Here is a 23,963-nt window from a genome sequence, read left to right as displayed (position 1 = left end):
ACGCGGTGATCCGGTGACGCCTGCGCGCCACGTGTGACGACCGTCGCGGCCACGACGCCGAGCACATAAGGTTGGTGGTCATGAGCACCCAGGCACCTGGCAGCGACTTCACCGGCACCGACCACGGCGACATCACCGCGACGCAGTCCTGGCAGGCGCTCGCGGCTCATCAGCCGCATGTGTACGCCATGCACCTGCGTGAGGTGTTCGCGATCGATCCCGCACGCGGGCGCGAACTCACCGTCGACGTCGGCGATCTGCACATCGACTACTCGAAGCACCGGGTGCTGCGCGAGACGCTCGAACTCCTGATGAGCCTGGCCCGCGAGGTCGGTCTCGAGGAGATCCGCGACGACATGTTCGCCGGCGCCCACATCAACACCTCCGAGGACCGCGCCGTCCTGCACACCGCGCTGCGCCTGCCGGCCGATGCGACACTGACCGTCGACGGCCAGGACGTCGTCGCCGACGTGCACGAGGTCCTCACCCGGATGGGCGAGTTCACCGACCGCCTCCGCAGCGGAGAGTGGAAGGGACACACCGGACAACCCATCACTGACGTCGTCAATATCGGCATCGGCGGCTCCGACCTCGGTCCGGTGATGGTCTATCAGGCACTACGCCACTACGTCGACGCCGGGATCCGCTGCCACTTCGTCTCCAACGTCGACCCCGCGGACCTGGTCGGCACCCTCGCCGACCTCGACGCCGAGACGACACTGTTCATCATCGCCTCGAAGACCTTCACCACTCTCGAGACACTCACCAACGCCGCCGCCGCACGCACCTGGCTCCTGCAGGCGCTCGACGCCGACTCCGACGCCGTGGCAAAGCATTTCGTCGCCGTCAGCACCAACGCCGCCGAAGTGGCGGAGTTCGGCATCGACACCGACAACATGTTCGGCTTCTGGGACTGGGTCGGCGGCCGGTACTCGGTGGACTCCGCGATCGGACTGTCGGTGATGGCCGCGATCGGCAAGGAACGCTTCGCCGAGTTCCTCGACGGCTTCCACATGGTCGACGAGCACTTCCGCACCCAGCCCCTCGAACGCAACGCGCCGGTCGTTCTCGGCCTGATCGGCCTCTGGTACAACAACTTCTGGGATGTCGGTGTCCGCGCGGTGCTCCCGTACAGCAACGACATGGCCCGCTTCGCCGCCTACCTGCAGCAGCTGACGATGGAGTCCAACGGCAAGTCGGTCACCGCCGGCGGCCACCACGTCACCACCGACACCGGCGAGATCTTCTGGGGCGAACCGGGAACCAACGGCCAGCACGCCTTCTACCAACTGCTGCACCAGGGCACGCGGATGGTGCCCGCGGACTTCATCGGTTTCGCCGAACCCACCGACGACCTGCCGACCGCTCCCGACGGCTCGGGCTCCATGCACGACCTGTTGATGAGCAACTTCTTCGCCCAGACCAAGGTGCTCGCCTTCGGCAAGACCGCCGACGAGATCGCCGCCGAGGGCGTGCCCGCACATGTCGTGGCCCACAAGGTGATGCCGGGCAACCGCCCCACCACCTCGATCCTCGCCCCCCAGCTCACCCCGTCGGTGATCGGCCAGCTCGTGGCGCTCTACGAGCACCAGGTCTTCGTCGAAGGCGCCATCTGGGGCATCAACCCGTTCGACCAGTGGGGTGTCGAACTCGGCAAGACCCAGGCCAAGGAACTGCTCGGCACCATCATCCAGTCGGAAGCGCCTGACACGCACGACGATTCGTCGACCGACGCCCTCGTCGCGTGGTATCGGGAACGACGAGGCCGCGCGGTCTGAGGGGGTTTCGACAAGCTCAACCGGCACAAGGGCGGCTCAACCGGCGGTTAGGTCCAATACTCCTCGTCGAAGACCGCATCGGGGATCTCGTCCCCGGGTTCGACGCCGAGCGACTGGATGCGGCCCATGATCGCGGCCGCGGTCGCCACGTAGGTGACGAGATCGGTTGGCTCGACGTCTCGTTCGGCGGGATCACCGCCGAGGAATTCATACAGGGCGGGTGGCACGCAGGCACCCATGTCCAGGGCGCGGGTACCGGTCGCCTCCCGCCACGCATCGAAGCTCGCCACGTCGACGGCCTCGGCGACGTCACCGGTCCGGACGGCGTCGGACACCTCGTCGACGGTGGCCAGCTCACCCGAGGTCCCGCTCGACGGGTCGAAGCCGAGAACCGTGTCGGCGGTGGTGGTCTCGTCGTCGGAGAGGGTGAAGTAGACGATGCCCCGCCAGTCGGAGCCCAAGGCCGCGATGTCCGTGCGGTCGAAGATCTCGCCGAGCAGTTCGCCGACCTGATCCCGCTGTCGAGCGCCGAACACCTGAAACGCGCCCGAGGCCACCACTTGTCCCTGCTTGTTCGCCACGACGGCCACCTTACGCAGGTCAGTCGTCGATACCCAGGACGACCACGCGACCCGTCGTCAGCGACAGGTACACGGTCGCGCGCCACTCCGGTGACGAGAACGCACGGTCGAGGGCGGGCCCGCCGACAAAACCGCCGGGCGGCACCAGGTCGCGCAACGCGCCCGCCACCGAGTCAGGCGGGGCCACCGGATCGGCGTCGTACTGCCCCGCCCATGCTGCCGCGCGCTCGGTACCGACGTTCACGACCGCGTCGAACCAGTAGGTGGATGGTCCGGGGACCCTGTCCGACGAGTTGCCACCGAGGGTGCCGGCCGTCCAACCCTCGATCACCGAACCCTGCAGGAGCGGAAACCGTCTGATCACCGGCCCCTCGTCGCGCTGTGGTCCGGCGGTCACGATCTTGGTGGAGGGCGGCGGCGCTGACGTCGACGCCGGAGGCGAGGGGATCGGATCGCGATCGTGCGGTGCCGCAGGCGCACAACCCGCGAGAACGCCGGACCCCGCGGCGCACGCGGCGAGGACGGCCGTCAGCCGCTCGAACCGATGAACACCCATCCCGTGACGGTAGCCCGTCGCCGGGGTCGAACGCGAAACATCCACTGTCTGAACGAACTACACAGGTCAGACCAGTCGGCGGCTGACCGACGCCGGCAGGAACTTCAGCGCGGCCGCGATGGGTGTCCAGGGCCACGCGGGCACCGGGGCCCAGTCCTTCTCCGCCTCGATCGCCTTGACCAGCGCGTCGACGCCCTTGTCGGTCTCGACCATCAGGGACGTCTTCACGCCCCGGTTGATATCGGTCTCGATGTAGCCCGGCGCGACCACCGACACCGTGATCGGCGACGACGCGAACTCGGCCTGGAGTCCCTGCCCCAGCGCCGTCAGCCCGGCTTTCGACGCCGAATAGGCGGCCTGCGCCTTGGGCATGCCGCGAACACCCGAGATGGAGCTGATCAGCACGAGGTGCCCGGCGTTCTGCGCACGGAAGATCTCCAGCGCCGCCTCGGCCTGGGCCAGCGCGCCGACGAGATTGGTCTGCACGGTCTCGATGTTCGCGGCGGCCTTGCCGGTGCCGAGGGGTGCGCCCTTGCCGAGTCCGGCGTTGACGATGACCCGGTCGAGACCGCCCAGACCGTCGGCCAGCCTCCCGAAGACCTCGGGGACGGCGTCCACGTCGGTGACGTCGAGCGTCGCGACCTCGACCTGTGCGGCGGTGGGCCGCAGTTCGCCGGCCAGCGCATCCAGCTTCTCGCGGCGGCGCGCCGCGAGGGCGAGCGAACGTCCCTGGGCGGCGAAGCGTCGGGCCATGCCTTCCCCGAGCCCCGAACTCGCACCCGTGATGAGAATCCTCTGCCGTGTCGTCACGAGGACCAGGCTACCGGCCGGTAAGTTCTGCCTTCCCGGTCGCCCGGCGCGACCTACTTCAGCAACCGCGACATCCGACGGTCCGCCAGCACCTTCCCGCCCGTCTGGCACGTGGCGCAGTACTGGAAGGACCGGTCCGCGAACGACACCTCGCGGACGATGTCGCCGCACACCGGACACGGCAGGCCGGTGCGGGCGTGCACGCGCAAACCAGTGCGCTTCTCGGACTTCAGCCGCGCGACGGCCTGCCCCTCCAGACGCCCGGTCGCGTCGGTGAGCACGCCGCGCATGGCGTCGTAGAGTGTCGCGACCTGGTCGGCCTTCAGTGTTTTCGACGACGCGAACGGCGACAGGCGTGCGGTGTGCAGGATCTCGTCGGAGTAGGCGTTGCCGATCCCGGCGATGGTGTGCTGGTCGGTGAGCACGTTCTTGATCCGGCCGGTGGTGCCGGCGAGGATCTCGGCGAACTGTTCGGACGTCAGCTCGAGCGCGTCGGGTCCCAGACCGGCGATCCGCTCGACGTCGGCGAGGTCGCGGACCAGCCACACCGCGAGTCGTTTCTGCGTCCCGGCCTCGGTGACGTCGAACCCCTCACCGGGTAGACCGCAGTGCACGCGCAGGGCGATCGGACTCTTCCCGCCCGGCCGCAGGGGTTTGGGCGACAGATCCTCGCTCCACCGCACCCAGCCCGCCCGCGACAGATGGATGACCAGCTGCAGCAACGGCTCTGACGCAGTGGCCGCCGAACCGGGAATGGTACGGATGACCAGGTACTTCCCCACCCGGCCGACGGATTCGACGATCCGGTCCATCAGCGCCGTGTAGGGCGGGTCCGCGGTCTTCAGCACCGACAACGACGCGACGTCGACCCGGCGGATCGGGAGTCCGGCCGCACGGCCGTCGACGTAGTCGGCGATGGCGGCCACCTCTGGGAGCTCAGGCATGCCACCAGTGTGCTCTAGTTGTGGGATGAACTCCCGACTTTCCGACGCCGAGCTGGCCGCCCGGATCGCGCAGGGAGCCGGCGAAGTACTCCTCGGAATCCGTTCGGGCGACCTGCTCGGCGGCGCGATGCTCGGCGATGTGGGCGATGCGCTTGCGCAGGCTTGGATCTCGACGGTGCTCCGCAAACACCGGCCACGCGATGCGGTGTTGTCCGAGGAAGCCGCCGACGTCGGCGACCGGGCCACCGCGTCGCGCGTGTGGATCATCGACCCCCTGGACGGCACAAGGGAATTCGCCGGCGGCTCGCCGGACTGGGCCGTACACGTCGCGCTGACCGAGAGCGGGATCGTCACCGAGGCGTCGGTGTCGCTGCCCGCGACGGGTGAACTGTTCCGTTCCGACACCGTCGCGGAGACCACCGGCGAACTGACCCGGCGTCTCGTCACCTCCCGGTGGGGCGGCTCGTATGAGACCAGTTACGTGGCGAACCGACTGGGTCTGCAGATGGTGCCGGTCGGTTCGGCCGGCGCGAAGGCGATGGCCGTCGTCCGCGGCGATGCCGATGCCTATGTCCACGCCGGCGGTCAGTACGAGTGGGACAACGCGGCGCCGGTGGGGGTCGCGCTGGCGGCCGGACTGCACTGCAGTCGCCTCGACGGGTCGGAGATCGTGTACAACAACCGGCATCCGTACATGCCGGACTTCGTCATCTGCCGCAGCGAGATCCGCGAGGAGATGCTCGGCGCGCTGCGTCAGATCTGGTGAACTGAACCGGTGAACGGCATCGGCGACGCGGTGGTGCGCATCGGGCCCGCACTGGTGGTGGCCGTCGTACTGCTGGCCGTGGTCGCCGTGCTGGTGAACCGTCGGAGCGGATTGGCCCGGGAGACCGTCGTCGCCACGCTCCGGGCCGGCGCGCAACTCGCGGCGCTGGCTGCCGTGCTCGCCGCCGTCATCCCCCACCTGTGGGCCTCGGCGCTGTTCGTCGCGGTGATGGCGACCGCCGCGTCCTGGACCTCGGCCCGACGCGTGCGACCGGGGGGTCCCCGCCTGGCGGGAACCGCGTGGTGTGCCGGGCCGGTGGCGGCGCCGACGATCGCGATCGTGACCGCTCTGGTGGCAGTCGGTGTGCTTCCCGCTCGCGGCATCGCCGTGATCCCCACCGCCGGCATCATGCTCGGCGGCGCGATGGTCACCGCCTCGCTCGCCGGACGCCGGGCGCATGACGAGCTGTCGGTCCGTCGCGGCGAGGTGGAAGCCGCGCTGTCGCTCGGCTTCGACCCGCGGGACGCTCGGATGGAGATCGCCGGCCCGCCCTCGGCGACCGCGCTCGTCCCCGGCCTCGATCAGACGAAGTCGGTGGGACTCGTCACGATCCCCGGCGCGTTCGTCGGCATGGTCCTCGGCGGGGCGTCGGTGTGGGCGGCCGCGGCGATGCAGATGTTCGTGCTGATCGCCTTGCTCGCGGTGAGTTCCATCGCGATGCTCGTGACGGTGGAACTGGTGGCGCGAGAACACCTGTGAACCCCTGCTCCCTAATCCGAAAGTAGCGCCCCACCCCGCTCCCTGAGGTTGACCGAACGTGGCGACCCACCTCGCTCCCTGAGGTGCGAGCGAACGTGGCGACCCACCTCGCTCCCTGAGGTGCGAGCGAAGCGAGACGGTCCTATAGCTTGTCAAGTGCTCCCAGGTCGGTGGTGAGGTCGCGGAACACTTCGCGGGCGATGTATCGCTTGAGGCAGCGGATGATGTCTTTCTTCGTCTTGTGTTCCGCGGAACGGCGTTCGACGTAGGCCAGGGTGGGTGGATGGGATTTCATCCGTCCGACCGCGATCATGTGCAAAGCACTGTTGGCTTGTCGGTCCCCGCCCCGGTTGAGCCGGTGGCGGCTGGTTTTGCCTGACGATGCCGGTAGCGGCGCGGCGCCGACAAGTTTGGCGAACCTCGCCTCGGTACCCATCCGCTCGACGTTGTGCCCGGCGGTGAGTACCAGGCGGGCGGCGGTGACCGGCCCGATCTGCGGTCGCGACAACAAAGTCGGCACCAGCTTTGCCAGCAGTCTGTTGAGTTCGCGGGTCAGGGCACGGACTTCTTGTTGGGCGAGTCGGTGTCGGTCGAGCAGCGAACGCGCCGCACGCACGAACGCCGCAGCCGGCGCCGACAGATCAGCCTTCTCAGCCGGCACAGGTAGACCCTTGATGAACGCTGCCCGCTTGGCCACGGTGCGTGCCTGGCGGGTCTGATCGGCGAACTCGACGGGCGCGGTGGTGCACAGATCCCGGATCTGGTTACCGATCCGGGTGGCTTCCTCAACGGCCGAAGTCCTTGCTACGGTGAGCATTCGAACCGATTCGACTGTGCCGCGGGTGTCTTTGGCGACCGCGGTCGCACGGCCGGTGATGACCGCCATCGCCGCGGCGTAGGCATCAAGTTGATCGGTCTTACCCTTGGCGTAGCGGCGCGGCAGGTCCGGGGCGTTGACCTCGATCACCCGCACCCCTTCGGTGGTGAGCATGCGTGCCAGACCGGCCCCGTAGGAGGCGCTCGATTCCACTGCGGCGGACTCGATTCGGCCGAAGCCACACGCCCACTGCCACAACTCGGTGTAGCCGGCGGTGCTGGTCGGGAACTCCCGATCAGCCAGCGGTCGGCCGTCGGTGGCGACGATCGCGGCGTGATGGGTCTGTTGATGGGTATCGACTCCGAGTACGACCACTTGCGTGGTCACTGTTGTCTCAGCCATTCTGGCGGTGTCTCCTTCACTTGCGGTGATGGATGACCTCGCCGGGGCGGGTGGACAGGACAGTGAAGAGTCACGGCCCACCAGCCAGACAGGGTCCTAATCAAGTCACACCCGCCCCGGCCCTCACAGGTCACATGGTGCGGGTAGCCGACCGAGGTTCCGGGCCGACACATCTCGCCCATGACAGCACCGTCAGCCACGAAGTAAGTCAGACCCAGACCCGGTCAACCACCCACACCCATTCTCACTGCCACGAAGGGTCCAGCTAGGGGCGATTCTTGCGCAGCAGATAGATGTCCATGATCCAGCCGATCCGGTCCCGGGCCTCGGCGCGCGCTTCGACGATCCGGTCCGTCACCTCACCGACCTTGCCGCTGATCAGGATCTCGTCCTCGGTGCCGACGTAGGCGCCCCACCAGATGTGATCGTCCGGGTCGGCGGTGTGCCGGAAGGTGAGGTCGGCGTCGAGCATCACGATCTGATTCGCGTCGGCGCCCGCGGGCGTCTCCGCGAGGCGTCGGCCCGTGGTCGTGTGGATCGGTTCGCCGACGCGATTGGCGACGATGCCGTGGGCCGCCGTGAGCGCGCTCGCGCTGGTCACGCCGGGGATGACCTCGACAGCGAGTTCGAGGTCGTCGCGGGCGGCGAGATCGTCGACGATCCGCAGCGTGCTGTCGTAGAGGGCGGGGTCGCCCCAGACGAGGAACGCGGCCACTCCCCCGTCGCCGACCTCGCCGCGCAGTGCGCCGGCGATCAGCTCGGCGCGCGCGGCGTGCCAGCGCCGGACCTCGGCGTCGTAGTCGGCCGGTTCCCGGTCGCGTGGCGGATCGGGGATTTCCACCAGCGAATGCCCTTGGCGCGCATGCTCGTCGAGGATGGCGCGGCGTGCGTCGAGCAGGCCGCTTTTCGCCGTGCCCTTCTCCAGCGCGAGAAAGGCATCGACGTCGGCCATCGCGTCGATCGCCTGCAGCGTGATCTGACGCGGTCCGCCGGGGCCGATCCCGATGACTCGCAACGTGAGTCGCACGGTCAGATCTTCACCTTCGGGAGTCCGTGCTTACGCGCGGTCATGTCCAGGATCAGCTGTCGCGGCGCGAGACGCCGGAGCAGAAAAACCACCCCCGCCTGATTGCCCTTGGCGTAGAACGGCTTCGGATGCTCGGCGAGGGCGGCGTCGACGATCTGGGTGGCCATGCTCGCCGCACTGATGCCCGCGTCCTCGTTGCGCCGGGTGGCGGCGGCGAGCGTCTCGTACTCGGCGCGATAGGGCGAGTCGTCGCCGATGTGGATGCTCCGGCGATCACCGATACCGGTGGCGATCGTGCCGGGCTCGACACTGATCATCCGAATCCCATACGGCGCCAACTCGCGTCGCGACGCGAGCGCGAATGCCTTCAGCGCCGACTTGGTCGCGGCGTAATTCGACCGGAAAGCGACCGGGAAGCTGGACAACATCGACCCGACCATCACGACCGTGCCCCGACGCCGGAGACGCATGCCGGGCAACACCGCCTTGGTCAGCGCGACCGGCCCGAAGACGTTGACCCGGAACAGATCCTCGACGGCAGCCATCGAGGTGTCCTCGAGCGCACCGGCCTGGGACTCGCCGGCGTTGTTGATCAGGATGTCCACGTCGCCGACGAGGGCCGCGCAGGACTCGGCGGACTCGTAGTCGGCGTTGTCGAGCCGGACGTAGGTGACGCCCTGGATCGGGTTGCGCACGGAATCCGGATTGCGGGTGGTGCCGTAGACCCGGTGTCCCCTCGCGACGAACTGGCGGGCGACCTCGGCCCCGATGCCACTGGTCGCGCCGGTCACGAGGACAGTCTGTGAACTCACGACCGCAACGGTAGCGCAGCGGCCGACGGGTCAGATGAGCTTGTCGTACCGGCGGGTGAGGATGCTGAGTTCCGCGGCGACCCGTTCGGTGTCAGGACCGTAGGGGCGCCTCGGATTCCGGGTGAACCAGTCGGCAATCCGCTGGCCCGGCGTCCGCTGGCCGACCGGGGTACGTCGCGCGGTGAGACTCAGTAGTCCGGCTGCGCCGGCGACCGAGGCGACCACGACAAGGGCGAGAACGAAGAGAAGTGTCATGGCAGTTATCCTTCGCCCACATCGATTCCGCCACCAGTGGCAGTAGAGCCAATGTTCGCAAATTATCTGCCATACTGGTCAGGTGCTGCATTCGGTTGGTGTCCTCCTGCACGGACACGTCGCGCTCTTCGAATTCGGTGTCGTGCACGAGGTGTTCGGCCTCGACCGCACCGACGACGACGTCCCCGCCTTCGACTTCCGGGTCGCCACACCGGATCCCGATACCGCGTTGGCCGTCGGCAACGGGGTGTCGATCCAGGTGTCGCACACCCTGGACGAGTGCCGCGACGTCGATCTCGTCGTCATCCCCGGCGGAAGCGTCAGCGGCGACTATCCCGTCGAGATCCTGGACACCATCCGTGCGGTGGTCGACAACGGCGGACGTGTCCTCACCGTGTGCTCGGGCGCGTTCGTCGCCGGCGCGGCCGGACTCCTCGACGGTCGTCGGTGCACCACCCACTGGCGCTACGGCGACCATCTCGCGCGCATGTTCCCCCAGGCGCAGGTCGACACCGACGTCCTCTTCGTCGACGACGGACCCGTCACCACGAGCGCCGGCACGGCCGCCGGGATCGACGCCTCGCTGCACCTGGTCCGCGAATCCTGGGGACCGGCCGTCGCCAACCGCATCGCGCGGCGCATGGTCGTGCCGCCGCACCGCGACGGCGGACAACGCCAGTTCGTCGAGGCCCCGATGCCGGCGTGCACCGACGAGGGCTTCGGATCGCTCCTGGCCTGGATGACGGCCAATCTCGATCGCGACATCAGCATCGAAGACATGGCGTCCCGGATGCACATGTCGGGACGAACCTTCGCCCGGCGCTTCGTCGACGAGGTGGGCATCTCGCCACGCCGCTGGCTGACCGAACAGCGAGTGCTCTCGGCGAAGAACCTGCTCGAGACGACCAGCGCCAGCGTCGACGAGGTGGCACGCCAGGTCGGCTTCACGTCGGCGACGCTGCTGCGACACCATTTCGCCGCGAGTGTCGGCGTCTCGCCGCTCGTCTACCGGCGACGGTTCGCGAAATCCGGCGCCAGTTCGTAGGCCGAAACCCCGCACGACGGGACTCGCGCGGTGGAACCGCCGTGCTGGTGCCCTCGGTAGGATTCGAACCTACGACCTACCCTTTAGGAGAGGGTTGCTCTATCCCCTGAGCTACGAAGGCGGACCGCGAAGAGCCCGCTGGCGCGGCTCCCCGACAGCGGGAGTCTACGCGAGCGACCCAGCCCGGCCACACCACGCACCTCAGATGGTGAAGATCGTGTAGTTCGTCCCCTGTCGCCGGTTCTCGGCGCGTACCCGGCCGACGAACCCGACCGCGAGCGCACCCGCCGCCAGCGCGCCGACCCCGGCAATCAGCGCCGACTGCCCGCTGTTCCAGGTGAGAGCCAGTCCCGCGCCGACGATGCAACCGATCGCACAGAGTCCGGCGCACACCATGAAGATCATCATCTTTCTCATACTGGTCACCCTGTGGGACGGCGGAACGGGTGTCATGATCAATTGTTGATCAACAAGAAATCCCCACCGGAAACGCCTCCGAGGAGTACGGACACCCATGGTCGCCGATCGCCGAGCCGTCGCGTTCAGCACGACGCCGGTCGTGACGCTCCTCGACGCCGACGGTCGGCCGGTTCCGCTACGCCCCGCCGCGCATCGAGCGCTCGTCCTGCTGCTCCGGCACCGGCATACCGGCCTCACCCGCGAGGACCTGGTTGCCGGGATCTGGCCCATGACGGGGCCGCAACACCCAGACGCCGCATTACGAACCGTCCTCAGTCGCCTCCGCGAACGCCTCCCCGCGGACTGCCTACACCAGAACGACGGGCGCATCCGCCTCACCGGGCTGGCCGGCCCCGGTCACATTCCGCCGCCGTTCGTCGGACGCGACGTTGAGATCCACGAGCTGACCCGCCTGCTCGACACACACGATGCGGTGCTCGTCACCGGATCGTTCGGCGTCGGCAAATCCCGGCTCCTCGCGGAGTTGTCATCTCGCGGGGGCAGGCAGCCGTGGCGCCGCGAGATCGTGACCGTACCGACGTCACTCCACGCGCTCCACGCGCGTTCTGGCGCAGGTGATCCCGTCGAGGCGCTACGGCAGGACCTGACCGCCGGGGAACAGCTGCCGACCCTCGTGGTCGCCGACGACATCCACCGCGCCGACCCCACCGTCCTCGAGTTCCTGATGGCGCTCACCGATCTGGGTCCGGTGCGACTCCTCGCTGCCGCTCCCACCGAAGATGCCGTGCCCGAATCGATCACGAGACATCTGCGGACCAGCCGATGGGCGAACCTGGCGCTGGGGCCGTTGGACGGTTCGGCGTCAGCCGTCCTGGGCCGCATGGTCGGCGCCCCATCGGACGTCGCGGCCGCGGCGGGGAACCCCGAGCTGATCTGCGCCCTGGCGCGCGAGAACGAGCCCGGACTCGGTGTCGTCGATGCCGTTCGACGCCGGTTGTCCGCTCTCCCCCGGGACTGCGCCGACACCCTGGCGCTCGTCGTCCTCGAAGGTCTGCTCGACTGGGAGTGCATCGCCCGTCTCGACGCACTGGAATCGATCAGCGTCCTCGAGAGTCACGAGTTCGTCGCCACCGATGCGATGGGCGCCCGCCCGGTGTCCGCGCTCGTCGCGGGCGCGGTCGAGCGGTCGTTGACGCCCGCACGCCGTCGTCGATGCGCCGAACGTCTCCATGCGGCCGCCACGACACCCGTCATGCGTGCCACCTGGGGTCTCGACGTCGGCGAACCGGTGTCCTCCGCAGATCTACTGGCCGCCAGTGCTTTTCATCTCCGATCCGGCGATCCCGACGCGGCCGAACGATTCGCCGGCGCCGCGTGGGCATCGGATCCGACCCCCGACACCGGGTTCGCTTGGGCGCACGCACTCGCGCTCGGCACTCGGCCCGGCCACGAGATCCGGTCACGACTCGTCGGGATACTCGCGACCCTTCCACTCGACACGCCGGCGATCGCCGTGGCCGCCGCGGTCTCGACCTTCCTGAAAGATGCGGATCCGGACGGCGCACGACGACAACTGCGGACGGTCCGCGGACAGAACCACCCGCTCGGCCAGGTGGCCGAAGCCCTGGTCGACACCTACACGGGCCGGCCCGACGCCGAGACACCCTGGCACGTACTGCAGGAGAGCGCCGACCCGGTCGCGCGCGGCGCCGCCTGGGCCGCGTGGTTCCTCGCGTCTGATCTGGCCGGGGACCCGCACCTCGACGCCCGACTGCCGAACTCCGGGCGAACCGCCGCGGAAGGGCTGGCGGAGGCGCAGCTCCACGCGATGCGCGCCCGCGCCCTGCTCTCGAGCGGCGACCGGGACCCGGCGAGGCGGCAACTCGCGCTCGCCGCGTCGACGACCTCACTCGGCGACCTCCGCATGCGCGCGTGGCTCGCGACCATCCGCTCCGAGCTGCACTTCGAGGACGCGGACTTTCCCGCCGCCGCGACGCAGGCCGGGCGGGCCGCCGGTCTTCTCGCCAGGAGCAGACACCGCAGCGACGAACGCATCGCCCGGTACTGGCTCGCACTGACCCTGGCGGCGTCCGGCGCCCTCGACGATGCCGAGGTCGCGCTCGCCGATGCCGAACGGTTGCCCGCTGCCGCGGTCATCGGGGACCACCACGGTGACGCGGCCCGCGCTCTGATCGAATGGGACCGCGGCCGACCCCGAACGGCTGCCGAATGGGTCGCCGCCGGTTATGACCGGGCGGCACGGCACGGGATCGCCGATCCGGTGTCGCTGTGGGTGGTCGCCGGACTGGTGGCGCCGCCGCCGGGCCACCTCGCCGCGTTCCACACCGCCACCGCCACGCCGGCACGTGCGCGGATCGTGCGGCAGCTCCGCGATCGCAGATCCTCGGACCCCCGGGTCGCCGGTCTGACCGGTCGTGAGCGCGAAGTGCTGCGGATGTACGCAAGGCGACTCACCGCCGACGAGATCGCCGCTGAACTCGGGCTCGCCACCACTACGGTGCGCAACCACGTCGCCCGGAGTTTCCGCAAGCTCGGCATCGGGAGCCGGCGGGACATCCCCGACGATGTGTGACGCCCGGCCTCGGAATGCGAGCGCCGGTACGATCAACCTCGACGCGAACCGGACATTTCCGGCTGTGATCGTCACCACTGAGGACACCCCGGCGTTGAGGTTCCTGCCAGCTTGTGTCCGTACACTGCCTACGGCATATGTTCCACCGTTTCACCCGGGGAGGTCTTTTCGTTGGTGCACGCGGCATCAGGATCGGCACCCACCGCCGACGACGAGACCACGACCAGCGCGCAGGGGTCTGCGGACTCCGCGGCACCCCGTCCCGCCGAGTCCGCCCCTCCCGCGCCAACGGCCAAGCCCCGCGGTCGGGCGCACACCGCCGACTTCGTCCGGGTCGTCCTGTTCACCTTCGTGGTCGTCGCGCACAGCATCAACGCCATCAACGGCGGGGCCGACGAGATCAGGGGCGCGAATCTCGTCGGTACCCTGTGCCACCTGACCCGCTACGGCTTCGTGGCGGTGACCCTCTACGTCCTCGTGCTGAGCATGCAGGGTCGGGAGATGTCGCCGTGGCAGTTCTGGCGACGCCGCTTCGGGCTCGTCGTCGGTCCCTACCTGGCGTGGACGCTGATCTACACGATCACCGACCACATCATCATCGCCGACAATCCGTTCCCGCCGATCAGTGAGATGGCGCCCCGCCTCGCGCACGACCTCCTCGTCGGCGAGGGCAAGTACCAGCTGTACTTCCTGCTGATCTCGATGCAGATCTACCTGTTCTTCCCGCTGATCTCGTGGCTGTTCGAGCGGGGCCGCAGCCGACCGTGGCTGATGCTGGCCGGCGGGACCGCGATCCAGCTCCTGGTGTTCGTGATCTACCAGTACCTACCCCGACCGTCGGGTCATGCGTGGGACGTCGCCTACCAGCACCTGTGGAAGACGCTGCCGATGTACGCGCTCTTCATCACCATGGGCGTGCTGGCCGCGCAGCACCGCGAGGCGGTCGACCGCTGGCTCCGCGACCACATGGCGACGGTCGTCCTGGTCGCGGCCGGCTGCGCGGCCTTCACCGTTGCCGGATACCTGCTTGCGACGTCGCCGGGCAACGTGCCCTGGAAGGCCAACACGGCCTGGAACCCGGTGTCGCTCCCCTGGTACATCGGCGGCTTCGTCCTGCTGTGGCTGATCGGCCTCGTCTGGGATGACCGACGCGCCGCCGGCCGGCCCGCCGGCGGAAAACTGGTTTCCCAGGCGACCCTGCGCGCTTTCGGGGTCTTCGCGGTCCACCCGCTGATCCTGGACGTCCTCGGTCGCGTCGGCTTCCTGAGTGGCCTCTTCGACTGGTTCCCGCATTCGGCGATCCTGCGCTCGATCATCTTGGTCGTGCTGGTCCTGACGGCCTCGCTGGCGCTCGTCGACCTCCTCCTACGCCTACCGTTCAGCAAATGGCTCACCGCCCGGCCCCGCATCCCCATGTTGCCGAAGCGGAACAAGAAGAAGCAGGACCGGGCGGTGGAAGTCGGTGAGTCGGCGGGGGCTGAGAAGGAGTCCGCCGACTAGTGGTGTGTCTCAGGAGTAGGTGGCCAGTATCCGGCGGAGCGATCGGTGTCTGGCAAGGCGGAGGAGGGAGGGATAGCATCGCTATCTCGACCGACGACAACGCAGCCAGGCGCCGATCGAACGCCGGAGACTAGCCGCCTGATTCTGAGACATACCACCAGGTGGGCTAGTTGTATTTCGGGTTGTTGATCACCGGGATCTCGATGTTGATCGGCATCCGCAGTTCGGACATGTAGAAGAGCACGAACTGGCGGAGGAACTCGTCGAACAGCCAGTACGCCTCACGCGGCATGCCGACGTTGAGCAGGCCCTCGCGGATCTGTACGTACGGACCCCACGCCGTCTCGAGCAGCGGGCTCCACACGGGCTCCCGTGGGATCTGGTACCAGTTGGCGACCTGGTCACCGAGCACGAATCGCGTGAGCGCCCCCAGGACGCCGCGCGAGATCAGCGAGAGGTCGAGGTTCATGCCGAGGTCGAGCAGCATGTCGGCGAGCTTGCGACCCTCGGGGGTCGGCGCCAGTATCGGGTCGAGGACCTGTTGCGCCTGCGAGTCGGCCGCGGCCCAGGAGGCGGGGATGTACTCGTCCTGGACGCCGAGCAGGCGGGCGGTGATCTGCCACGAATGCAGGAATCCGGCCGATTCGTCGGCCGCGATCGGGACGTTCCACTTGTCGAAGTTGCGCATGACGGTCGTCGGCAGGCTGTGCCAGGTGACCATGATGTCGGCCTGACTGATCGGCTTCTTCTCCGTCGCGCCGTGCACCCAGTGCGGCGACTGCGGCAGGAGGTGGCGCACGCCGGCGTGCGCCATACGGGTCTTCACGCAGGTCACGATCATCTCGCCGCCGGGCTGATAAGCGTTTAGCGATCCGATGTCGTATCCGAGCTTCGCGGTCTTGGTGATGCGGTCCTTGAGGTCCCATCCGCCCTTGGAGTAGTAGACCGACCGCGCCTCGCGCGGGATGACGGTGCTCATCATGCCGCTGGCGAAGCCGTACAGGACGCCGAGGTAGGTTCCGCGCTTCTGGTTGAATCGGACCGCGTCGGCCAGTTTGGCCTGGTCGGCCCACGAGGGCAGCTGACGAGCGTGCTCCATGAAGTCGCGCAGTTCCGAGGGCAGACCGGCGGGCAGCGGCTGCGAGTTACGATGCCACGTGCGCAGCAGGCGATTGACGTTGCGCACCTGCCCGCTGTCGATGACCTTGGCGATCACCGGGTCGGCCTCGTCGTCCCACAGCTGCCGCGGGTCCGCGCCGCGCCCGCGGCCGGGCACCGAGTTCGCCGGCGACCACGTCCACGGCGTCGTCTGCGAGAGCGCCGCGACCGCACCGGCTGCGCCGACGACACCGCCCGCGCGTATCAGGTTCCGCCTGTTCAGATCTTCCATGACCCCGTCCCATCACTTCCATGTATCAATGTAACAAACAACGTATCCTTGTATCATCGTTACCACCGCGTGGTCCAGAACACACCTCTTTCGCGAATTTTGCGATCATGGAAGCTCATGCGGTCATGATGTGAGGAAGGGGGTGAGGCGAGTGACCACGCAGCCGTCCGGCGCTTCGCTGTCCAGCTCGCTTCTTCAGCGGGCGTTTCTCGAATCCGCGGCTCAGTCTGACGAGGCCGCCGATCCCACCGCCGAACGTCTGCTCGACGCGGCCTTCGAACTCTTCTGCCGGCTGGGCGTGCAACGGACGCCGATGGAGAAGGTGGCGAAGAGCGCCGGCGTCACGAGGGTCACCCTGTATCGCAAGTTCGCCACCAAGGACGCCCTGGTCGACCAGGTGGTGCTCCGCGAGTTCCGCCGGTACTTCGACCGGTTCCGCGCGGAGATCCCCCGCGCCGACACCGTGGCCGACCGCGTCGTCGTCGGGTTCGTCGGTTCGCTGCGGGCGATCTCCGGCAACCCGCTGATCGGTGAGATCAGCGACGCCGAGCCCAGCATGCTGATCGAATCGATGATCGGCGGCGACGGCATGTTGCTCGCGACGGTCCAGCACTTCGTCGCCGCCCAGCTGCGCCGGGAACAACTGGCGGGCAACATCTCCGACGAACTCGACGTCGATCTCGTGGCCGAGATGATGGTCCGCATCTCCGCGTCGTTCCTCACCGTGCCCAGCCGCGTCGTCGACATCACCGACGACGCGCAGCTCGCCACGGTGGCGCGCCAGTTCCTCGTACCGATGCTCAATCCCGCGCAGTAAACCGCCGAACCTGTAAAGATCAGAGCGCTCACCACATCTGAGGAGACTGACGATGCGCTCTTGGTCTGTGATCATCATCCTGGCCGTCTCACAGTTCGTGATGGTGCTCGACAGCACCGTGATGAACGTGTCCATCTCGGTGGTGGCCGACGACCTCGGGACCTCGATCACCGGCATGCAGGCCGCGATCACCTTCTATGCGCTGACGATGGCCGCCTTCATGCTGACCGGAGGTAAGCTCGGCGACTTGATGGGGCGCGCAAAGGCATTCAAGATCGGTGCGGTCATCTACGGCATCGGTTCGCTGACCACGGCGCTGAGTCCCAACCTGACCGTTCTGCTCATCGGCTGGTCACTCGTCGAGGGGCTGGGCGCGGTGCTCGTCATCCCCGCGATCGCATCGCTGGCCGCCATCAACTACACGGGAAGGCCCGGGTCACCGCCTTCTCGATCCTGGGCGCGGTCACCGGGCTGGCCGCCGCCGTCGGCCCGCTGCTCGGTGGCGTGATGACCACCTACCTGTCGTGGCGCTACGTGTTCGTCGCCGAGACCGTCGTGATGGTGGCGGTCCTGTTCGCGGCCAAGCTGATTCGTGACGTACCCCGCGACCCCGACGTTCGCATCGACCCGCTCAGCGTCGTGGCATCCGCCGGCGGCCTGTCGCTGATCGTCTACGGCGTCCTGCAGTCCAAGACGGGGGTTGGCTGAAGCCGCAGCATCCGCCGGAGATCGGCGGGGACGAGATCGCCCCGCTGGGTGTCTCCCCCGTGGCGTACCTGTTGCTCGCCGGGGTCGTCGTGCTCTGGTTGTTCGTCCTGCGGCAGCGCGCACTGGCGAAGTCCGGCCGGCAACCGCTGCTGCGCGTCGAACTGTTCCGTATCGCTGCTCTCCGAAGCGGACTCGGCGGATTTCTCGCCCAGTACTTCGCGATCGCCGCCCTCTTCTTCGTGGTCCCCGTGTACCTGCAGACGATGCTCGGACGCGACGCACTTCAGACCGGGGTGAAGATCCTGCCGCTCTCGGTCGGGCTCGTCCTGTTCTCGATCCTCGGATCCTGGCTCACCGCACGGCGTTCCGCACGATTCATCGCCCGCGGTGGACAGATCACGATGGCGCTGGGGACGCTCCTCGTCATCGCTTCCGTGGGAATCGATCTGCGCACCGCCGCGTTCGCCGCGGGCATGTTCGTGGTCGGCGCCGGCTTCGGTCTGCTCGCCTCGCAGCTCGGCAACGTCAACATGTCCGCCGTCGAGGAGAAGGACACCTCGGAGGTCGGTGGCCTGCAGGGCACCTTCCAGAACCTGGGGTCGTCGTTCGGCACCGCGGTCGCGGGATCGGTCTTCCTGCTCATGCTGTCGTCGGGCTTCGTGTCGGCGGTCGACGACGCCGAGCCCCTCTCCCCCACCGACCAGCAACGCATCATCGCCGCCGTCGACGACCAGGGAGTGCCGATCATCTCCGCCGACGAGGCGCGCACCCTCGTCCTCGACGCGGGCGGCTCCGAGGAGTCCGCACAGGCGGTGTCACAGGCCTATTCGGATTCGCAGATCGCGGCCCTGCAGCAGTCGCTGTTCGTCGTCTTCGGACTGCTCGTACTGGCATTGCTGTTCTCGCGGCACCTGCCCAACCGGATACCGGAACCCGGCCCGGCGATCGAACGGCAATCGGCCGAGCCCGAGCCGAAATCGGGCTCCTAGTCGATCTTCTTCCTGATCGTCGCTTCCGTGTGCCGCACCGCCTGAGCGGCGAACGGTCCCACGACCTTGCCGAGGAGCTTGCCCGCCATACCGCCGGGGAGGTTGTAATTGATCTCGACGTCGAGTTCGGTGCCCGATCCACCGTCGGCGTCGGCGAACCGCCACGTCGTGTTCGCGTCGAAACCCTCGACGGCCTTGAGCTCGATGAGCTCGTTCTCGACGTACTCGGTGCACTCGACCACCGACTTCAGTGTCTTCGGCCCGACGTCCATCGAGACCGCGAACTTCGCGCCGAGTCCGCTGGTCTTCTCCGTCGTCGGCTCGAACCGGGTGACCCCGAGCAGGTACTCCGGGACGTTCTGGTAACCGTCGATGTAGTCGAAGACCCGCTCGCGCGGCCTGTCGATCTTCGCCTGATGCCGTACCACTCCCACGATTCTCCCCGTTCGTCTCGTCCGGCCGACCATGTCGGTGCGGCCCTCCGCCTCGACCCTATGCGGTCACGGCCGCTGTCCTGAACATTCGACCCAGTTCGCGTCGCGAACGGCCACTCGGTCAGTACGCTTGGCCGATGACGGCCGGGTCCGAAGTCTCTCGAGTGGTACGTGTCCTCGTCGTCGCGACGGCCACCGCCCTCCTCGCGACTGCCTGCGGCTCGGATCCAGCCGAGCCGGGGGCGAGTCCGGTCACCTGCGCCGAGATCCCCAACGGGGAGATGATCGACGCCCAGACGATGACGGCCGCACCCACCGACATCGCCACCAGACCGGAAGTCGCGTCCGGCTTCCGAACAGGGATGAGACCGGTCGTCACCGACACCTACGCAGCGGCAACCGCCAATCCGCTCGCGACCCGCGCGGCCTGCGAGGTGCTGCGCGACGGCGGGACGGCCGCCGACGCCCTGGTCACCGCGCAGATGGTGCTGGGACTCGTCGAGCCGCAGTCCTCCGGGATCGGCGGAGGCGCCTTCGCGCTCTACTACGACGCGGGGTCGAAGAGCGTGCGGGCCTTCGACGGTCGCGAGACGGCGCCGGCGGCGGCCACCGAGACCTACCTGACCCGGATCGCCCCCGACGATCCCACCCCACCCGTGCCGAGTGCCCGCGCCTCGGGACGGTCCATCGGCGTGCCGGGCGTGCTGCGCATGCTCGAGATGGTCCACGCCGACTTCGGCGGACAACCGTGGCGAGATCTGTTCGATCCGGCGATCGAATTGGCCGACAACGGGTTCGACATCAGCCCGCGGCTGGCGACCGCGATTGCCGCGTCGGCGGCCGAACTCGGTGCCGACGACGAGGCCCGCTCCTACTTCCTCGCCAGTGACGGCGACGCGAAGCCGGCCGGCACCCGGCTCGTCAACCCCGCGTACGCCAAGACGCTCGGCACCCTCGCCGCCGACGGCGCGGGCGCGATGTACGACGGCCCGCTCGCCCGAGCCATCGTCGCCGAGGCCGGCAGCACCGCGGGCGGCATGACACCGAGCCTGATGACCGAGCAGGATCTACGCGCCTACCGTGCGATCGCCCGGGAGCCGGTGGTCACCACCTATCGGGGACGACAGATCGTGGCCATGCCCGGACCGTCGTCCGGCGGGATCGCCGTCGCGTCGGCGCTGGGCATCCTGGCGAACTTCGATCTGCCGTCGATGCCGCCGTCCGATCTCGATGCCGACGGCGGGCGTCCCGACCCGGGCGCCGCGCACCTCGTGACCGAGGCCGAACGCCTCGCCTACGCCGATCGCGACAAGTACGTGGCCGACCCGGACTTCGTCCCGCTGCCCGGGCGCGGGGTCGCGACCATCCTCGATCCGGCCTATCTGCGGTCCCGGGCAGCGCTCATCTCACCCGACTCCTCGCTCGGCGAGGCGCCGGCGGGTGACCTCGGGCCGGTGCCCCTGGGGTCGCATCCGGGCACCGAACACGGAACGGGTCACATCACCGTCGCCGACCGGTACGGCAACGTCGCCACGATGACGACGACCATCGAATCCGCCTTCGGCAGTTACCACATGGTCGACGGCTTCCTGCTCAACAACGAGCTGACCGACTTCTCCGCCGAACCCCGCGACGGCGACGGGACGCTGCTCGCCAACCGGGTCTCGCCGGGCAAGCGGCCGCGCTCGTCGATGGCGCCCACACTCGTTCTGCAGCCCGGCGCCGACGGAGCGCCGGCCGAGGTGGTCGCGGCCCTGGGTTCGCCCGGCGGGTCGGTGATCATCCAGTTCGTCGTCAAGACGATCGTCGCAATGCTGGACTGGGGCCTCGATCCCCAGCAGGCCGTGTCGATGATCGACTTCGGCTCGGCCAACACCCCGACCTCGAATGTGGGCGGCGAACACCCGCTCGTCGACACCACGGACGACGGCGCACACGATCCGTTGGTCCGTGGCCTCCGGGAACGCGGAGCCGAGGTGTCGGTCGACGAACAGTCGAGCGGACTCAGCGCGCTGCTGCGACAAGGCGGCGGCTGGATCGGCGGCGCCGATCCGCGCCGCGAGGGCGCGGTGATGGGCGACAACGCGACGCTGCGGTAGACCATCGCGCCACGGGTTTTCGGGAAACGGCGTTGCCTCGACCGGTTCCGAGGGGCACTAGTTTTCCTCGGCGTCACATGGGGGCAATCGGGCGCATACACCCAGCTCATAGCGTCGAAGCGCTCGCAATTGCGACAAACGGCGTACCGACGTCGTCGTGCGCCCCCGCGCACAGGGGGCCCAGATCATCCAGGAGTGTCCATGAGTGGCAGCATGTCCCGCCGACAGGCGATCGAGGCCGTGACGACCTACGACGTGTCGGCGCCGGGGTTCACCGAACCCCTCGCAGACACGTTCGGGCGCAATGTGTTCAGCCTGTCGGTCATGAAGAAGCGGCTGCCCAAGCACGTTTTCAAAGCGGTCGCCGCGACCGTCGACACCGGCTGCGCGCTCGACCCCACCCTCGCCGACTACGTCGCGGTGGCCATGAAGGACTGGGCCATCGAGAAGGGCGCCACCCACTACGCCCACGTCTTCTACCCGCTCACCGGTTTCACGGCCGAGAAACACGACTCGTTCCTCGAACCCGATTCCACCGGCGCATCGCTCGCCGAGTTCGCGGGCAAGACGCTGCTGCAGGGCGAGCCCGACGCGTCGAGCTTCCCCAACGGCGGTCTGCGCGGCACCTTCGAAGCCCGCGGCTACACGGGCTGGGACGTCACCAGTCCCGCGTACATCCTGGAGAACCCGAACGGCAACACCCTCTGCATCCCGACGATCTTCATCTCGTGGACCGGCGAGGCCCTCGACAAGAAGACCCCGCTCCTGCGCAGCCAACAGGCCATGAGCAAGCAGGCCATGCGGTTGCTCCGCCTCTTCGGCCACGACGACGTCGACACCGTCGTCTCCTACGCCGGCGCCGAGCAGGAGTACTTCCTGATCGACGAGCACTTCTTCTATGCGCGACCAGATCTCATGACCTGCAACCGAACCCTGTTCGGCGCACCGCCGTCGAAGGGCCAGGAGTTCGACGACCACTACTTCGGTGCCATCCCGGAACGCGTGCTGTCGTTCATGATCGAACTCGACCGCGAGCTGTTCAAGCAGGGGATCCCGGCGAAGACCCGGCACAACGAGGTCGCGCCCGGCCAGTTCGAGATCGCACCGGTCTTCGAGCGGTCGGTCCTCGCCCACGACCATCAGCAGCTGATGATGACCACGATGAAGGCCGTCGCCGAGAAGTACGGTATGAAATGCCTGCTGCACGAGAAGCCGTTCTCCGGCGTCAACGGTTCGGGCAAGCACGTCAACTTCTCGCTCGGCAACGCCAATCAGGGCAACCTGCTCAATCCCGGCGACACCCCGCACGAGAACATGCAGTTCCTGACCTTTTGCGGCGCGATCATCCGCTCGGTGCACCTCTACGGCGGGCTCCTCCGCGCGGCGGTCGCGTCGGCGTCGAACGATCATCGTCTCGGCGCCAATGAGGCTCCGCCGGCGATCATCTCGATCTTCCTCGGCGACCAGCTGATGGACGTCTTCGAGCAGATCGCCAAGGGCGGCGCCACCGGTTCCAAGGCCGCGGGGGTCATCGAACTCGGGGTCGACACCCTGCCGCCCCTCAAAGCCGATCCGGGGGATCGCAACCGCACCAGCCCCTTCGCGTTCACCGGCAACCGATTCGAGTACCGCGCACCGGGTTCCAATCAGTCGATCTCCGATCCCATGGTCGCCATCAACACGATCCTCGCCGACTCCATCGACTTCATCGCCTCGGACCTCGAGAAGCTCCTCGCCGACGGTCTCGAACTCGCGGACGCCGTCCAGAAGGTGTTGCAGGAGATCGCCAATGCCCACGGCTCGGTCATCTTCAACGGCAACGGCTACTCCGACGAATGGCAGGAAGAGGCCGCCGCCCGCGGACTGAAGAACCTACGGACGACGGTCGACGCGGTGACGGAGTACACCTCGCCGGACGTCGTCGAGATCTTCGAGAAGTACGGCGTGCTGTCGGCCCGCGAACTCGAGGCCCGCGAGGACGTCATCTTCGAGTACTACGCGCTCACCCTCCTCGTCGAGGCCAAGGAGACCGCGGAGATCGCCAAGACGATGATCATGCCGGCCGCGATCCGGTACCAGGGTGAGCTCGCCGGGACGGCGGCGTCGCTCAAGATGGCCGGAATCGAGGCTCCCACACCGTTGCTCGAGGAACTGACCGGACTGATCAGCACGTTGCACGACGGGTTGACGGCCCTCGATGCCGGTATCGCCGGCATGCACGGCGAGTCCACCTTCGAGGAGTCGAAGTACGCGCTGGAGAAACTGGTCCCGGCCATGGCCGCGGTCCGCGAGGTCGCCGACACCCTCGAGTCCATCGTCGCCGACGATCTGTGGCCGCTGCCGACCTACAACGAGATGCTCACGATTCTCTGATCCCGCATCGTCGACACGCCCCTTGCGCATCGCGCAGGGGGCGTGTTGTTGCGCGCCTGGAGTTGTGTGGCGTGACGCCCAGCCGCAC

The 23,963-nt window shown here is 68.1% G+C and carries 20 protein-coding genes, 1 tRNA gene and 1 pseudogene; 10 read left to right on the top strand and 12 right to left on the bottom strand.

Going from position 1 to position 23,963, the window contains the following annotated elements; genetic code table 11:
• Positions 1 to 80: 80 nt before the first annotated feature.
• Positions 81 to 1,778, top strand: a complete 1,698-nt coding sequence (gene pgi / locus Q9R39_RS09735) for a glucose-6-phosphate isomerase (protein ID WP_211540096.1) — start codon at positions 81 to 83, stop codon at positions 1,776 to 1,778.
• Between the two features lie 47 nt (positions 1,779 to 1,825).
• On the opposite strand, the gene Q9R39_RS09730 is transcribed toward pgi, so the two are convergent.
• The 4 genes from Q9R39_RS09730 to Q9R39_RS09715 form a co-directional block, all read right to left on the bottom strand.
• Positions 1,826 to 2,359 carry a hypothetical protein gene (locus Q9R39_RS09730; protein WP_311277412.1) on the bottom strand — a complete coding sequence of 178 codons (534 nt, stop codon included), beginning with the start codon at positions 2,357 to 2,359 and terminating at the stop codon, positions 1,826 to 1,828.
• A 19-nt stretch (positions 2,360 to 2,378) separates the two neighbouring features.
• Positions 2,379 to 2,915: a hypothetical protein gene (locus Q9R39_RS09725; protein ID WP_311277411.1), complete on the bottom strand. Its 537-nt coding sequence runs from the start codon at positions 2,913 to 2,915 to the stop codon at positions 2,379 to 2,381.
• A 66-nt stretch (positions 2,916 to 2,981) separates the two neighbouring features.
• Entirely contained in the window at positions 2,982 to 3,725 is a 744-nt protein-coding gene (locus tag Q9R39_RS09720) for an SDR family oxidoreductase (RefSeq protein ID WP_058251550.1), read from the bottom strand.
• 53 nt (positions 3,726 to 3,778) lie between these two features.
• Positions 3,779 to 4,669, bottom strand: coding sequence for a DNA-formamidopyrimidine glycosylase family protein (locus Q9R39_RS09715; protein WP_058251551.1), 891 nt, complete (start codon positions 4,667 to 4,669; stop codon positions 3,779 to 3,781).
• A gap of 25 nt (positions 4,670 to 4,694) precedes the next feature.
• Between Q9R39_RS09715 and Q9R39_RS09710 the strand changes: the two genes are divergently transcribed.
• A complete protein-coding gene (locus Q9R39_RS09710) occupies positions 4,695 to 5,435 on the top strand; it encodes a 3'(2'),5'-bisphosphate nucleotidase CysQ (RefSeq protein ID WP_078113407.1) in 741 nt (246 codons plus the stop codon).
• Positions 5,436 to 5,444: 9 nt separating this feature from the next.
• Entirely contained in the window at positions 5,445 to 6,194 is a 750-nt protein-coding gene (locus Q9R39_RS09705; RefSeq protein ID WP_058251553.1) for an ABC transporter permease, read from the top strand.
• Between the two features lie 142 nt (positions 6,195 to 6,336).
• On the opposite strand, the gene Q9R39_RS09700 is transcribed toward Q9R39_RS09705, so the two are convergent.
• The 4 genes from Q9R39_RS09700 to Q9R39_RS09685 all read right to left on the bottom strand — a co-directional run bounded on the left by Q9R39_RS09700 (position 6,337) and on the right by Q9R39_RS09685 (position 9,507).
• A complete protein-coding gene (locus Q9R39_RS09700) occupies positions 6,337 to 7,413 on the bottom strand; it encodes an IS110 family transposase (RefSeq protein WP_311277410.1) in 1,077 nt (358 codons plus the stop codon).
• 265 nt (positions 7,414 to 7,678) lie between these two features.
• Positions 7,679 to 8,440 (bottom strand): precorrin-6A synthase (deacetylating), encoded by a 762-nt coding sequence (gene cobF / locus Q9R39_RS09695; RefSeq protein ID WP_311277409.1) that lies wholly within the window; start codon positions 8,438 to 8,440, stop codon positions 7,679 to 7,681.
• Positions 8,441 to 8,442: 2 nt separating this feature from the next.
• A complete protein-coding gene (locus Q9R39_RS09690; RefSeq protein ID WP_311277408.1) occupies positions 8,443 to 9,252 on the bottom strand; it encodes an SDR family oxidoreductase in 810 nt (269 codons plus the stop codon).
• Positions 9,253 to 9,282: 30 nt separating this feature from the next.
• A complete protein-coding gene (locus Q9R39_RS09685) occupies positions 9,283 to 9,507 on the bottom strand; it encodes a hypothetical protein (protein ID WP_078113410.1) in 225 nt (74 codons plus the stop codon).
• An 82-nt stretch (positions 9,508 to 9,589) separates the two neighbouring features.
• Between Q9R39_RS09685 and Q9R39_RS09680 the strand changes: the two genes are divergently transcribed.
• Positions 9,590 to 10,552, top strand: a complete 963-nt coding sequence (locus tag Q9R39_RS09680; protein ID WP_311277407.1) for a helix-turn-helix domain-containing protein — start codon at positions 9,590 to 9,592, stop codon at positions 10,550 to 10,552.
• Positions 10,553 to 10,597: 45 nt separating this feature from the next.
• On the opposite strand, the gene Q9R39_RS09675 is transcribed toward Q9R39_RS09680, so the two are convergent.
• Positions 10,598 to 10,673 (bottom strand) — tRNA-Arg (locus Q9R39_RS09675).
• Between the two features lie 80 nt (positions 10,674 to 10,753).
• Positions 10,754 to 10,969, bottom strand: a complete 216-nt coding sequence (locus Q9R39_RS09670) for a hypothetical protein (RefSeq protein ID WP_311277406.1) — start codon at positions 10,967 to 10,969, stop codon at positions 10,754 to 10,756.
• A gap of 97 nt (positions 10,970 to 11,066) precedes the next feature.
• On the opposite strand from Q9R39_RS09670, the gene Q9R39_RS09665 reads away from it, so the two are divergent.
• Positions 11,067 to 13,565, top strand: a complete 2,499-nt coding sequence (locus Q9R39_RS09665; RefSeq protein ID WP_311277405.1) for a LuxR C-terminal-related transcriptional regulator — start codon at positions 11,067 to 11,069, stop codon at positions 13,563 to 13,565.
• 174 nt (positions 13,566 to 13,739) lie between these two features.
• Positions 13,740 to 15,065, top strand: a complete 1,326-nt coding sequence (locus Q9R39_RS09660) for an acyltransferase (protein WP_311277404.1) — start codon at positions 13,740 to 13,742, stop codon at positions 15,063 to 15,065.
• 166 nt (positions 15,066 to 15,231) lie between these two features.
• Here Q9R39_RS09660 and Q9R39_RS09655 read toward each other — a convergent pair whose 3' ends face one another.
• Positions 15,232 to 16,455 carry an oxygenase MpaB family protein gene (locus Q9R39_RS09655; RefSeq protein ID WP_311277403.1) on the bottom strand — a complete coding sequence of 408 codons (1,224 nt, stop codon included), beginning with the start codon at positions 16,453 to 16,455 and terminating at the stop codon, positions 15,232 to 15,234.
• A gap of 151 nt (positions 16,456 to 16,606) precedes the next feature.
• On the opposite strand from Q9R39_RS09655, the gene Q9R39_RS09650 reads away from it, so the two are divergent.
• The gene (locus Q9R39_RS09650; protein WP_068972455.1) at positions 16,607 to 17,272 is read left to right on the top strand and encodes a TetR/AcrR family transcriptional regulator; all 666 of its coding nucleotides are present in this window, start codon (positions 16,607 to 16,609) and stop codon (positions 17,270 to 17,272) included.
• A gap of 52 nt (positions 17,273 to 17,324) precedes the next feature.
• Positions 17,325 to 18,969 (top strand): annotated as a pseudogene (locus Q9R39_RS09645) (MFS transporter).
• On the opposite strand, the gene Q9R39_RS09640 reads toward Q9R39_RS09645, so the two are convergent.
• Positions 18,966 to 19,403 carry an SRPBCC family protein gene (locus Q9R39_RS09640; RefSeq protein WP_269552545.1) on the bottom strand — a complete coding sequence of 146 codons (438 nt, stop codon included), beginning with the start codon at positions 19,401 to 19,403 and terminating at the stop codon, positions 18,966 to 18,968. The pseudogene Q9R39_RS09645 and the gene Q9R39_RS09640 sit on opposite strands and share 4 nt — an antisense overlap.
• A gap of 137 nt (positions 19,404 to 19,540) precedes the next feature.
• Here Q9R39_RS09640 and Q9R39_RS09635 point away from each other — a divergent pair, with 137 nt between their 5' ends.
• Positions 19,541 to 21,502: a gamma-glutamyltransferase family protein gene (locus tag Q9R39_RS09635; RefSeq protein ID WP_311277402.1), complete on the top strand. Its 1,962-nt coding sequence runs from the start codon at positions 19,541 to 19,543 to the stop codon at positions 21,500 to 21,502.
• Positions 21,503 to 21,703: 201 nt separating this feature from the next.
• Positions 21,704 to 23,875 carry a glutamine synthetase III gene (locus Q9R39_RS09630; protein ID WP_137808959.1) on the top strand — a complete coding sequence of 724 codons (2,172 nt, stop codon included), beginning with the start codon at positions 21,704 to 21,706 and terminating at the stop codon, positions 23,873 to 23,875.
• The last annotated feature ends 88 nt before the right edge of the window (positions 23,876 to 23,963 follow it).

It is taken from the genome of Gordonia sp. AC31, assembly GCF_031844505.1.
GTDB lineage: Bacteria > Actinomycetota > Actinomycetes > Mycobacteriales > Mycobacteriaceae > Gordonia > Gordonia hongkongensis.
Note: the sequence above shows the minus strand (reverse complement) of the source record. Positions and strands in the feature narration are given on the sequence as shown.